Source organism: Candidatus Zymogenaceae bacterium (assembly GCA_016931225.1).
Classification (GTDB): Bacteria; Desulfobacterota; Zymogenia; order Zymogenales; family Zymogenaceae; genus JAFGFE01.
In genome coordinates this window covers 1-13,738 of the sequence record JAFGFE010000018.1, presented here as the reverse complement: position 1 = coordinate 13,738, position 13,738 = coordinate 1, and the positions used below count along the sequence as shown (strand labels likewise).

The window sequence follows — 13,738 nt, the reverse complement described above, 5'->3', positions numbered from 1 at the left end:
CTCATGAAGCAGGCATACCTTCCGAAACCGGATACGATTTTGTACCGCGACGTCGAGACGCCGACGCCCGGTGCGGATGAGGTCCTTATCAGGGTGTCCCGGATCGGCATCTGCGGCTCGGACCTCCACGTGTTCAAGGGAAAGCATCCCCTGGTGGAGTTTCCCCTGGTGCAGGGGCACGAGTTTTCCGGCTTCGTCGAAGAGGTCGGCAAAGACGTCTCGGGCCTCGCACCGAACGACCTGGTCACGGTACAGCCCGCGGTTGGGTGCGGGGTGTGCGACCGCTGCCGGGAGGGATTCATCGCCCGGTGCGACGATCTGCTGTTCATCGGAGGAGCGCTCCCCGGCGCGGGGAGCGAGTACCTGTCGGTTCCCGCACGGCATGTCGTCAGGATGCCGGAGGGTATCAGTCCCGACCAGGCGGCCATGACGGAGCCGCTGGCCGTCGCGGTCCACGGCGTAGGCCACCCCCCCTCCCTGACAGATCAAGACGTGCTGATCGTGGGCGGCGGCACCATCGGCAACCTCATCGCCCAGGCGGCGCGCCTGTTCGGGCCGCGGCGCCTCGTCGTCGCCGAGCGCGTGGCGTTTCGAAGGAAAATCCTTGAGGATCTCTCCATCGACGTCATCGAGCCGCGATCGTCGTCCCCCATCGAGGAGCAGGTAAAAGGCCTCTTCGAGAGGTGCCCGGACGTCTCCTTCGAGTGCGCCGGGACCGCGTCGGCCCTCAACGCGTGCATCCGGGCGACCCGCCGCGGCGGAGACGTGGTGGTGCTGGGGGTATACGGGGACGATCCGACAACGGAGATGGTCCTGGTCCAGGACAAGGAGCTGACCCTCACCGGCTCCCTCATGTATACCTGGGACGATTTTTACGGGGCTGTCGATCTGATGGAAAAAAGGAGGGTGTCCCTCGAGCCGCTGATCACCCACCACGTCCCTTTCGATAACTGGATCGAGGGATATCGACTTCTCATGCGGCATACGGACGAAACACTGAAAGTCATCGTTGATTTGTGATACAATGCGGCAAAACGGTTGAAGGCCGTGTATCGCACTTTTTTCTTATATAGAGAGATATGATTCATGGACAGGAAATCGGCACAGGCAAAACGTCCCTCAAGCGTGGATGTGGCGCGTCTTGCGGGCGTATCCCGGGCCACCGTATCCGCCTATATCAACGGCACACGCTACGTATCTCCCGAGCTGGGGCAGAAAATCGAGCGGGCCATCACGGAGCTGAACTACACCCCCGATCCCCTGGCCCGGGCCCTCAAGATGAAGGACGCCAAGACCATCGGTCTTGTCATCCCGGTCATGAGTCGATTCTATACGCCGATCATGCAGGCGGTCAACGAGATCGCCCATCAGAATCAATACGGCTTTCTTCTCTGCTCCAGCGAAGAAGACCCGGCCCGGGAGCGGGAGGTGCTGGATATCTTTCAGGCAAAGCGCATCAGCGGCATTCTCCTTGTGCCCTGTTCGTTGGACAACCTCGATTTTCTCCGTTCCATCACGTCCCGGGGCACACCCATCGTGCAGATAAACAGAAAAATCACAGGCTTGGATACCGACTCCATTATTTCTGACAACTTCAACGCGGCCCACACCGCCACCAAGCACCTGATCGAAAAGGGGCGGCGGCATCTCGTGCTTTTGGGGTTCGACCGCCGAACGCTCTCGGCGAACCAGAAAAAATCGGGCTTCGAGGCGGCCCTCTCCGACGCGGGCCTTACGGACGCCGCCATCATCCCGGTTAAAGATCACGACAGGGCGGACATCGCCCGGGCGTTTCGCGAATTTCTGGACTCAAACTTTCCCATGGACGGGCTCATCTGCTCGACCCAGGGGAAAACCTCCGTGGCCCTCGATATCCTGAAGGAGCGGGGCATTTCGATACCGGATGACGTGTCGGTGATCGGCTTCGACGACACCCCCTGGTCGGCCCTGCTTTTTCCTCCACTGACAGTGGTGTCCGAGAACACCCACCGGATGGGGGAGAGCGCCGCAACCCTCCTGATGGAGCGTATGGAGGGTGCAAAAACGGGACCGCCGGAAAATATTGTCCTGGAAGATGATTTCATCATCCGGGCATCCACCTGATCCGATGTCCCCACTCCTATTCATTTTCAACGGCGGATGACGGCACCGCACAGGACAGACCAGCATGAAAGAAGATATGAAAAACCTTGTTATTGAGATCGCCCGACTGATATGGGATAAACGGCTCTCCGACATCGCCGGCGGCAACATCAGCGTCCGGCGGGAAAATATCGTCTGCATCACCCCCCGTCTTATGGGATACCGCCTGCGCTGGCAGACCACAAAGGACGACCTTTCCATCGTGGACCTCAACGGCACCGTCCTGGAGGGCCCCGAGGACATCACCCGGGAAGGGGCCATGCACCTGGGGCTTTATCGGGAGTTCAATGATGCCGGCGCGATCATTCACGCCCATCCCTACTGGACGAACGTATTCGTGGCGAAATCCCGACCCATCATCCCGACGCTCCAGGCGACCGAGAAGTTTGGGACCATCGACTGCATCCCGGAGACCCCCGGCTACAGCCCGGAGCTCGCCGTGAATGTCATCTCCCACTTCATCTCGAAACGGAATCAGTGGGAAAAGACCGCCCTCGAAGTCATCCTCCCTCGCCACGGCATCGTGGCGATGGGAAGGGACATGAACGCATGCTTCGATATCGTGGACCGGGTGGAGTCGGAATGCCGCTGCCAGATTCTCGGGAAGCTCCTGGATATGTAGGCGAGAAATGATCCTCACCGTCACCCTCAATCCCGCCGTGGACTTCACCGTCTTCGGCGGGCCGTTTGCGCATCACACCACCAACCGGGGGGTAGATCAGCCTCCCGATCCAGGCGGCAAGGGAAACAACGTCGCCCGAGTCGCACGTTTTCTAGGGGCCGATGTGCTCGCCACCGGTTTCTTGGGCGGTTTTACCGGTGATTTTATCCGGGAGCGATTGATCGATTCCGGCATCGAGTGCGCCTTTTATCCCGTAGACATGCTTACCCGCATCACCGTGGCGTATATTGAAGAGAAGACGGGAAGAGAGACGAAGATCGTCCCATCGGGGCCCGCAATCGACAGAAACACCCTGAATGAGTTCGGATCGTTCTTCGCGGAGCTCCTCACGATCAAGAGGCCTTCCCTGGTGGTCCTCTCCGGCTCCCTCCCGAGCGACGCGCCGGATGACTATTACGGTCGCCTCATCGACAGCGCCCACGAAGAGAACATCCCGGTCATCCTGGACACCAGCGGCGCGGCCCTTGTCGCATCGTTGAAATTTCATCCAGAGGTCATCAAGCCGAACCGGGACGAGGCGGCCGCCCTGACGGGGGAAACGACGGATAAGTACATTATCCGTAAGTTGAAAAAAATCACGGATATGGTGTCGGTCGTCGCCCTGAGCCTCGGGAGCGACGGAGCGACCTTCATCACCCGGACCAAAATCGTCTCCATCACGCCTCCTTCAGGACCCGCCGTCAACCCGGTGGGCGCCGGGGACGCCTTCGTGGCGGGTCTCGCCGCATCCTTCGATGTCACAAAGAGGTGGGACCGCACCACGTTCGTCCGGGCCGTTGCCGCGGGAACCTTGTGCGCCAGCTCGCGAGAGATCCTCTGGGACGATACTAACCTTGAAGATATCATCGAACATGCAATCATAACGGAACAATAAAAAAGAGGACAGGATGAATGCACCGACACATGTCGTACTGGTTCTCGATTGCGGGGCGACCAATGTCCGGGCCATCACCGTCGACGCCCGGGGAAACATCCTCCACTCCTCATATAAAGACAACCGGTCGGTGCGCCAGTTTCCGGACAGAGCTTGGTTGATCTGGGATTTCGAAGCGATCTGGGAAAAGCTCGTCCAATGCGCCAGGGAGGTAATCGCCCGAGTGGGGAAAAAGAGCGTCGCGGCGGTCGTCGTCACCACCTTTGGGGACGACGGGGCGCCGGTGGACGTGGACGGCAATCTTCTCTACCCGATCATCTCCTGGCAGTGCCCCCGCACCGTACCCGTCGCCGAACGCATCGACGACTACATACCCTTTATCGACCTCTTTTCGATCAGCGGCGAACAGGTGATGCGCCAGCACACGATCATGCGCCTTCTCTGGTTTTGGGAGAATAATCCCGACATCATTGAAAACGCCCATGCCTACCTAATGACGCCGGGTCTGATAAACCATAAACTCACCGGACGCATGGTGAACGATCCAACCACGGCGGACTGCACCATGCTCATCGATATCAGGAAAAGAATATTTTCAACGGATCTCCTGGGCCGCCTGGGATTTGTGCCCTCGTTTTTCGGTGAGATGGTGGAGCCGGGAGAGATCATCGGCCCGCTAACGAAGGATGCCGCCTCCCTTTTGGGGTTGGCGCCCAATGTGCCGGTGGTCGCCGCGGGGCACGACACGCAGTTCGCCGTATGCGGCTCGGGGTGCCGTCCCAATGATGCGGTGCTCAGCTCCGGTACCTGGGAGATACTCTTTCTGAGGCACCACCGACCAATCACCACGGACGCCGCCCGGGAAGCGGGGCTGAAAAACGAGTGTGACGCGATCTGCGGCCTCTTCAACGTGGGACAGCAGTGGATCGCCTCCGGCGCTTTGGAATGGACCTCACGCCTCTTCTTTCGGGATTGTATATCGGACCCGGAGAGATACGCAAAGATGATCGACGAGGCGAGGAACCATCCTCCCGGCTCCGGGGGCGTCTTCGTTGAGCCGTCGTTCCTCCAGGGCACCGGCGTGACCGGACATCACAACACCGCGGGGACCATCCTCGGCCTTACCCTCCATACCGAGAGGGGACAGATCTACCGGGCCTTCCTGGAGGGACTCTCGTTCCACCTGCGGATGGCCATGAATCTCCTGTCGAAGCACACGGATGTATTCCCGGGCATGCTGACGCTGGTGGGGGGAGGGGCTAAAAACGACCTCTGGAACCGTATCAGGGCCGACGTCCTGAACATGCCGATCCGTCTGACCAGGCAGCGGGAGAATACCGTCGTGGGGGCGGCCGTATTCGGATTCATCGGCGCCGGGATATATAAAAACTTCGATGAGGCTCATAATGCAATCGATTTCTTCACGGACATCATAGAGCCGTCACAGGAAAGAACTATTTACGACGAACTCTTCGATCGGTTTTTGACAATCGGGCCCGACCTTTCGGATTTCTACCGCCGCTGAATCTTATGCCTCCCGACCCTTCGGCCATATGCCGGATATTCGCACTCGTCTGCTCGTATTTTGTATCGTCGAAACACCCGTGTTATACTCTATCATATTTGTTGTTTTTTTACGTCTCCCGGGCTATACTGTGTTCCTGTTGTATTCTCACGATACACATGCTCATTTGTCCAGCTTGAAACTTCCTACGACTTCTCGATATCAGATCCACGACGACTCATCGTTCAACCCCTCAAAAAAGGACGATATATGGAAGACTATCGCATGGAGTTGACTCGGGAAGAGCGGGATATCCTCGCCGGATCGAGCGGACCGGTAGTGCAGAAGGTGCTTCGATCGGTCGTCCTGTACGGCGAGGCCTTCGACGCGACGCGCCTGATTCCCATTTCCGGGCGGCCGCATCTCGCCATGTCCTTCGGCGCCTCAATACTGAAATCATACTACGGCCTGCTCGATGCGCTGATCGACGAGAGTCTGGAAACACTCCGTCCCTTCACCACCAATCCCAGAACCTACGACCCTCACACAACGCCGTCGTCTTTTTTTGAAAACCTCCTGTTTCGATACATCTACGGCGCACAGAAAAACCTCGAGCGCCAGCTTGACAGCCTGGGGCTGATCGATTCCCGCTCGTATTCGTGCACCTCTTACCTCCCTGAAGTAGGCAACACCCCCTCCTTTGGCGATATTCTGGCGTGGTCGGAATCCTCGGCGGTGGTCTTTGTCAATTCGGTAATCGGCGCCCGAACAAACAGAAACTCCACGGGCATAGACATCCTCATGAACATCATCAACCGCGCCCCCCTGTTCGGCCTTCTGAACGACGATGGCCGCCGGGCGGACTGGCTGGTCGAGATCAAAACCGACACGCTTCCGAATCCCCAGCTTCTCGGCTCCGCCGTGGGCATGAAGGTGATGGAGGATGTGCCGTATATCGGCGGTTTGGAAGCGCTCCTCAAAGGGAAGAGCGACGCCTTCATACGGGATTACCTGAAGGACTTCGGCGCCGCGACGGCATCAAACGGGGCGGTGGGGCTCTTTCACATTGAACACATCACCCCCGAAGCGAAAACGCACGGCGATTCCCTTCTGAGGCTCAACCACCACACGTATGTGATCACGGACGAGGAGCTTTCACGCATCAGGAACGGATATAAGATCTTGTGGAAACGACCTGATCTCAAGCCGAAACGCTGTTTCATCGGATGCCCGCATCTGTCCCTGGAGCAGGTGGCGGACTGGGCCGCCGCAATCACTCAACGCCTCGACTCCATCGGGAAGACCCGGGTTTCCATGCCGGTGGTGCTCACGGCGGCACCGGAGATCATGCGGATCTTTCGAGAAAAAAACGAGACGGCGTCACGCCTCGAACGGGCCGGTGTGTACCTGTCGTCCGTCTGCCCCGTGGCGTTCATGAGCAATCCCATTTCGTCGAAGATCCCTGTGATAACCAACTCAAACAAACTCAGGACCTACACGACCGCACGATTTTATCCCGACGACGAAACCCTTGCGATGATATGCGGATAATACGAGAGAGGTACCAATGAAAAAGGAATTTACCGGAAGAGCGCTCCTGCCTGGAGATATTTCGGGCCACGCCGTGGTATCGAGACAGGGGTTCAACAGCCTCGCGTCCTATATAAAGAGCGCCCTGAGAAAGTCGAAACAGGCGATCTGCTCCGATCAGGACAACCCGGACCTCTTCAAAAAAGACCTCACCGATAAAATCATCTGTCTTCCGAAGACCATCGGTTCCACCACCGGCGGCCTGGTGCTCATGACCGCCGTGGACCTCGGCCTGGCCCCCCGGGCCATGCTTTTTTCCCAGGAGATCGATTCTCTTGCGGCGGCCGGGGTGATACTGTCCGATATCTGGAGCGGACATCGAATCGTCACGGTCGATCGCCTCGGCGAAGAATTCCTGGATTACGTCACGGACGGAGCGTCACTCACCGTCACAATGGACGGCGTCGTAACGGTTATCCGGGATTGATCGGACACACTATACTTTTAGTAAAAACCTCTGTTCTACACTCCCGATCCACCCCCTTATGTGTCACTCCGTCATTATGTCGCTCCACGCACACTCGGTGTGGTAAAAACATGCCCGCGCGCCTATTTTGTTGACAAATTATATATTAGTATGCTAAATTTTAGCATAATTATATACTATTGTTTTCTTCGATCGATGCCTCTCTTCCCCAAGAAAAGGTATCTCCCCCGCATTCGGGGAAATCCCACCCTGTTGTTTCTGCTCGGTGCGTGTCTCTGTGTGTATCCGACGTTCGCCGTTTCAGCTGATTCCCCTTTTTCATCTTCCGGTTTTTCTTTCAAATCATCGTATCACCCCGGCATTCCTACTCCCCTCTTGACGGCTCAGGCGGATAACACCGAGTGGAACAGCACCAAAGACCTGGGATGGAACAGCACGAGGGAGCTCGACACCCCTGAGACATCCGAGCCGCCGACGAAGAAACCTGAAATCAATGAAAATGATTACCTCCTTCAGGATAATGCGGGAGGAATCGGCTCGGGTGGGGAAACCGTCTCCGACGTGTTGGAGGAATCCCTGGATGTTGATTATACCGTCAGGTCCTATTACGAACATGTGTATGGAAACACGGACTATTCGTCTCTGGACGTCGATCCCGGGACCCAGGAGGAACTGCACTACTACGAGTCTCTGGAGGCATATTTCACCCGGAGACTGATGGAGAATATGATCCTTGAGGCCTATGGATTTGGACAGCATACCGACGACTCAATCATAACGGACGACACGCAATGGAACATCATCGATTGGAACCTGACGCTGTACGGTGACCACTATGAGATGGCCGGTGGAGACATCAGCGAATACTTCACAAAGTATACGTTCAACAACATATTCCTGGGCGGCAAGGCGTGGGTGGAGCCGATCGATTCCCTCGCATTCATGGCCCTCGCGGGGAGAAACCGCGTTCCCTTCGACGATACCTACGAGCACTGGTTCGGCGGCGGGCGGGTGGAGTTCTCACCCCTTTCAACCATCCTCTTCGGAGGTACGTTCGTCCATACCGAAGTCACCGACCTCTACACATCCTCGACCTACGGCGACTACGAAAACCAGGTCTACTCCTTCGATACCCGGATGAAATTCCTGGACAACTCCCTGATTATCACGGGCGAGCAGGCATACTCCGTTTTCTATCCGGACAGACGAGATCCCGGAGAGGGAAACCGCTTCCTGACGGAAGAATACCGGCGGGAAGGCCTGGCGTCCCGGCTGGAACTGGACTACAGGCCCATACGGGAGCTGAAACTGTCATTTGATTACGAGCGCGTCGAGCCGACATTCGAAACCATCATGGGAAGCGCCTCCGAGGATCGACAGTCATTCAAGGGGAGCGTTTCGTATCGGCCGAGCAGTTCGTGGGATCTCTATACCGCATATAAAGTCATCCACGACAAGCTCAACAGCGACTCACCCGACACCTACCGCACCTTCGATCACTACTGGGAAAACGAGGTGTCGGTTCGCCCGTTCATCGATTCGGGAGGATATTTCCAGCGTCTTCGCCTGAAGCTTGGATACGACTACGCCACCGCTTACTCCGACGATCTCCCGAAAAGCGTCAACGAAGACGAACACAGCTTTCTCATCGGGATATCCAATTCCCATTATCATATGCGATATTCGGTGGATTACGGTTTGATCCTTGATGACGACCGGACCCATGACAGCGCCGATTCCCTGACAAGCAACCTGAGGGCCACCTGGGGATATTTCTTTGAAACCGGGGATGTCAGTTGGGACATGTGGCTTGCATATCGCTTCACACACGAGCGCATATACGAGACGAACCCGGACGGATCCGAAACTCAGGTTACCTGGGGACCGTCCGCGGGAATTTCCGTGGCGTACGAGCCCTGGGGAACGGACCTTTCCGCATCATACTACGGCAGCTTCGGTACACGGTATGACAACCGTGGACAGACCCTCTTTGAAACACGGCGAAACACCACCGAGGTAACCCTCACCCAGATGATCTATGAATGGAATTTTTTCTCCTCCAGCATGGGTCTCACGTATAGAAACAACGATTTCTGGAGCCGCGATCCCTCAGAGCGATACGGCGAAAATGTCTATCTCATGGAATTTTCCGTCCATTTCTGATTGATTCTGTGCGATTCGCCAGAAGAGAATTATCATATATCCTCTTTTCAAATCACCGATCTTTTCGTACAATAGAAAAAGTAGTATCGTATGCCCTTTACACAAAATGTTCTGTATACCGTTTACGATAATCCTTTCTTATTGATTTCCCAGGGAGAGACATTATGACACATCGACTCTCATACGCTATCGGGTGTGTCCTGATACTGGCGCTCATTGCAACAACGGGGATTCCCCGGGTCATGGCCCAGAAGGCACGTGATGATACCGCCGTTGTAACGTCCGTCGAGGGATTCGTCGACGTACTCTATCACGGAAGCTCGGACTGGATACCGTTGAAAACGGGCGATGTGTTACACGCCGGAGATCAAATCGAAACGGACGCCGAGGGATACGTTCAAATCTTGTTCGCCGAAGATAGTATCCTGAAGATCGGTCCGGACAGCCTCGTCGCCATTAAGTCCCTCGGGACCGTTGAGGTCACGAAGGTACACCTCAGCACCTTCGAGCTGATCCGCGGGAAAATTCGCACCTTCGTCAATCCGCCTTCGGAAGGGAAGGCCGAACTCATCATCGAGACGGAAAACGCTTCATGCGGCGTCCGGGGAACCGATTTCGGCGAGTCCTACGATCCCGACCTGAGTCGAACCTTTATCATGACCGTCAGCGGATGCGTTGAGGTATCGCATCGTGAGCTTGTTGGGATGGCGCCGTATAAAGTATGCACCGGACGTTCCATCTTTCTGCGCTCGGGTGTGGTCCCGTCGGGTCCCGAGGATACCGAAAAAGGCGTCGCCGAGGATTTTCTCAAAGACATGCAGTTCGACGACGGGGCGGGCGCGGGAGGAGACGCCGAGCCGCCCGTCGTGACGTCCGTTTTTATAAACCGTATCATAAACCTGGATGATATCGAACGCACCCTCACCCTCACGGACGACGACATGACCCGATCAGGCACCGTTCTCATTACCGGAACAACGAACGACGAAGCATCCCCCATATCCGGCGTTGAGGTGTCCCTCGACGGAGGCATGACCTGGGAAGACACCGTCGGCACGGAAAGCTGGTCATATGAATTCCAGCCGAGGGAATATATTGATTACGAGCTCACCGTTCGGGCCACAAACACGGCGGGGGTTGTCTCGGACTATCGGGACACCGGCCCCTGGATGATCACCTATACACCGCTCAATTATCGGGAAGTGGCGGAGCGTTTTCTGGAAACCCTGTTTCGCTCCGTCAAGAACGGAAACACGTACGACGCACAGGACCTCATCTCCCGGGACTACGACGGCTCCGCCGGGGGGTATTACTCTCGGGAAGAGCTTGTTCGAGACTCCATTGACTCATACATCGACACCGGAAGGAACACGCTGCTCTCGGTCACCTACTCCATAAAACAGGTGGACTCCCTGGGCGACGACATCATTTTCACCGCTCATTGGACGACGAACGAGGCGGGGACGACCAACACAGGCACAACCAAATGGTGGCTTTCCAAAACCGACGAGTACCGCCTTATTCACACCGAGGGAGACTGGTTCGACACCGGTTATGCCGAGATCGAGCCGGACCTTGAGATGTATGTGGATACAATTCCCGCAGCTCCACCCTGCAACAAAGTAGTGGTCGTTCTGATGACAGTTCCGGACATACCGCCTTCGATCAATTCCATCACCGTCACCATCAGCACGGATTGTGATACCTTTCCCCGCACTCTGACCCGCAGCTACTATCAAGCGAAGACCGGGGAGGAGTACGGATTCGGCGGTGAGTTCGTTGTCGAGGAGGTCACCAGTTGTCTCGCCGTGCCGTTCTGCGCGGGCAGCTTTCGATATAGACTGTCTCCAGATAACTGGATCAACGTCACCTACTCCGACTACGGTTACTTCTTTGATCAGGAAATCGGAATTTTCCCCTAACCCCTCGTTAAAAAGACGGAAAATCCAAACAAACACGAGGCGAATGTCTTCTGCGGCATTCGCCTCGTTCACGTGATCAATCCCGTTCCATATCCATTCCAGAGAGCCCTTCCCGATTTTCTTCGGCACAGAACTGCGGCGGACAAGAAGACGATACTCCCGGCGTCGAGACCGCTCTCGGTTTCAATCGGCCCCCCAGGAGACGAATCCGCATTGTGTATATAAAATCACCCGGCATTCAGCCCGACCGAAGCTGAATACCATTATCGGCACAGATTTTTCTTTTTTATTTCACATGAATAATGAACTCACAAATTTAAACAAAAATGCTATAATAAACGGGTAGTACACAATCCTGAGTCACTCAAAAATACTAATTTAGATCATATCCATGGAGGAATGAAATGAAATCGATGAAATGGATACCGCTCTTGTTGTTTGTGTTGGTCCTGGTTTTCGCCGCCAACGCATATCCCCAGGAAGGCACAACTTTCGATGTCATCATCACAAAAGTACGTTTGGCGGCACGGGTATTGGAGGAAAAGGGACCTGCCGGTCTAAGTGAATTTAATAATCCGGCGGGACCATGGGTCTGGGCGGATACCTACATTTTCGTCTACGACTGTGACGAGGGGATTATCGCAGCCCATCCGAATAATCAACTGATCGGCGTAAAGCTGAATACGTTGATCGACGTGCATGGAACATACCTGGGACTTGACCTGTGTAACGCCGCCAAGCGGGAGAAGGGTGGTTTTACCGAATACTGGTGGGAGAAATTGGGAGAAGCGGAACCGAGTCGAAAGATATCATACATCTACCAGGTCCCGGGGCAGCCGTACCAGGTGGGAGCCGGTATTTATGAGCCGGACCTCTCCCTCTCCGAACTCGAATCTATGCTCGACCGTACCGGAACATCGGGAACTACGGAAACCCCGGAGGCTCCGGAAACTCCAGAGACCCCGGAGTCAACAACCGAAAAATAGTAAAGGGAGGTTGAAAATTTCATCCGTCCGCCTCTATTATGCTTTGATATCGAGCTGATTGCGTTTCTGTACCTCCTCCTCACATACGAATAAAGCACCACGGTAACAGCCCGACCCGGAATTCCGGGTCGGGCTGTTTGAATCGCCTTGATTTATCCGATGCACCCCGAAAAAAGGGTTTTACTGTCTCGTAAAACCCCAAAATCAATAGCAAATTGGTGCCGGAGGTGGGAATCGAACCCACACGGACGCGAGGTCCGGGGGATTTTGAGTCCCCTGCGTCTACCAATTTCACCACTCCGGCACGAAGGTTATTATAGGTGGAAATGTCTCGGGATGTCAAGATATTTGAAAAAGAAACCCGATAATTCGGACAAATTTATTGACATAGAAAAAAAGGTGTGATATAAAAATTAATTATTTTCATAATAACAATCAAAAGAACACGGGGCTGTAGCTCAGCTGGGAGAGCGCATGACTGGCAGTCATGAGGTCGACGGTTCGATCCCGTTCAGCTCCACCAAATTTTTCAAGGGTTGCGATTTTTTCGCGGCCCTTTTTTTATGGGGTGTTATATATAGTCATGTGGTTTTAATATGTCAAGTATGTTAGCCCGTTTTGATGATCCATAGGAGAGGCTCACCTCCCTTATCAAACGAAAGAGGGAAGAGGGAGGGCCGTCCGCTCAAACCTCAATACGGTATCCAGGGATATCGTGAAGATCATCGGAAACGGCGCACTGGATATGGATATCCATCCCCGCACCCTCAGACATTTGTTTGCGATCCATTTCCTAAAATAGCACCGGCAACCGAGCGAATCTGAAACAGCTTCCGGGAGACTCAACCATAGAGGGTACGGAGCAGTGTCAAAAGTATATCGTTGATGATATGAGGAAGGAGTATCTCGAGGCGTTTCGGTGGTAAAAAAATTCCAGACGGAATGAAGCACGGCCAATTTGGAGATTTAATTGTTGATCGTTATGAAATAGTTTTGTAGTATATCGAACTAAAAGAGAGTCAGATATAAAAGCCAAACTAACGGCGAATGCGGATTGTCAGATATAATGCAACAGAATCCCATTTTTTTATGGAAAGAGGCAGGCATAGTCATAAAATGATATTATAAGTCCTTGGGGAAGCGCTATGAAACAAAGCAATAAAACAAAGCTCGGTCTTATTGGTGCGGGAAATATCTGTCGAGTGGGCCATGGTCCAGCCATCACGGCGGACGGGAGGGCCTATATCGCCGCAATCAGTGATCCAGACCCGCACAACAGAGATATCTTCGCAAAAAAGTATAGGGTAAGCGGAGTTTATGAGGATCACCGCGCCATGCTTGAACATGAAGATCTCGATGCCGTTGTCATATCGTCGCCCCCATGGCTTCACGCGCGTCATGTTGAAGACAGCGCCGAAAAAGGTCTTCCTATCCTGTGCGAAAAACCG

At 54.9% G+C, this 13,738-nt stretch carries 11 protein-coding genes and 2 tRNA genes; 12 read left to right on the top strand and 1 reads right to left on the bottom strand.

Going from position 1 to position 13,738, the window contains the following annotated elements:
• The first annotated feature begins 3 nt into the window (after positions 1-3).
• From JW885_07235 to JW885_07190, 10 genes are all read left to right on the top strand, one after another.
• Entirely contained in the window at positions 4-1,020 is a 1,017-nt protein-coding gene (locus JW885_07235) for an alcohol dehydrogenase catalytic domain-containing protein (protein MBN1881948.1), read from the top strand.
• 66 nt (positions 1,021-1,086) lie between these two features.
• A complete protein-coding gene (locus JW885_07230; GenBank protein ID MBN1881947.1) occupies positions 1,087-2,103 on the top strand; it encodes a LacI family DNA-binding transcriptional regulator in 1,017 nt (338 codons plus the stop codon).
• Between the two features lie 64 nt (positions 2,104-2,167).
• Complete coding sequence (locus JW885_07225; protein MBN1881946.1) at positions 2,168-2,764, top strand: class II aldolase/adducin family protein; 597 nt, start codon at positions 2,168-2,170, stop codon at positions 2,762-2,764.
• A 7-nt stretch (positions 2,765-2,771) separates the two neighbouring features.
• On the top strand, positions 2,772-3,698 hold the full coding sequence (locus JW885_07220; protein MBN1881945.1) for a 1-phosphofructokinase family hexose kinase: 927 nt from the start codon (positions 2,772-2,774) through the stop codon (positions 3,696-3,698).
• A gap of 13 nt (positions 3,699-3,711) precedes the next feature.
• Positions 3,712-5,223 carry an L-fuculokinase gene (fucK, locus tag JW885_07215; protein MBN1881944.1) on the top strand — a complete coding sequence of 504 codons (1,512 nt, stop codon included), beginning with the start codon at positions 3,712-3,714 and terminating at the stop codon, positions 5,221-5,223.
• Between the two features lie 249 nt (positions 5,224-5,472).
• A complete protein-coding gene (locus tag JW885_07210) occupies positions 5,473-6,753 on the top strand; it encodes a DUF521 domain-containing protein (GenBank protein ID MBN1881943.1) in 1,281 nt (426 codons plus the stop codon).
• Positions 6,754-6,769: 16 nt separating this feature from the next.
• Positions 6,770-7,219 carry a DUF126 domain-containing protein gene (locus JW885_07205; protein MBN1881942.1) on the top strand — a complete coding sequence of 150 codons (450 nt, stop codon included), beginning with the start codon at positions 6,770-6,772 and terminating at the stop codon, positions 7,217-7,219.
• Positions 7,220-7,594: 375 nt separating this feature from the next.
• Positions 7,595-9,382, top strand: coding sequence for a hypothetical protein (locus tag JW885_07200; protein ID MBN1881941.1), 1,788 nt, complete (start codon positions 7,595-7,597; stop codon positions 9,380-9,382).
• 164 nt (positions 9,383-9,546) lie between these two features.
• Entirely contained in the window at positions 9,547-11,304 is a 1,758-nt protein-coding gene (locus JW885_07195; protein ID MBN1881940.1) for a FecR domain-containing protein, read from the top strand.
• A 404-nt stretch (positions 11,305-11,708) separates the two neighbouring features.
• The gene (locus JW885_07190; protein ID MBN1881939.1) at positions 11,709-12,290 is read left to right on the top strand and encodes a cache domain-containing protein; all 582 of its coding nucleotides are present in this window, start codon (positions 11,709-11,711) and stop codon (positions 12,288-12,290) included.
• Between the two features lie 216 nt (positions 12,291-12,506).
• Here the strand turns inward: JW885_07190 and JW885_07185 are convergent.
• Positions 12,507-12,594, bottom strand: a tRNA-Leu gene (locus JW885_07185).
• A gap of 143 nt (positions 12,595-12,737) precedes the next feature.
• Between JW885_07185 and JW885_07180 the strand changes: the two genes are divergently transcribed.
• Together JW885_07180 and JW885_07175 are read left to right on the top strand one after the other, a co-directional pair.
• Positions 12,738-12,813: transfer RNA gene (locus JW885_07180), tRNA-Ala, on the top strand.
• Between the two features lie 622 nt (positions 12,814-13,435).
• A partial coding sequence (locus JW885_07175; GenBank protein MBN1881938.1) for a Gfo/Idh/MocA family oxidoreductase occupies positions 13,436-13,738 on the top strand: 303 nt, incomplete at its 3' end.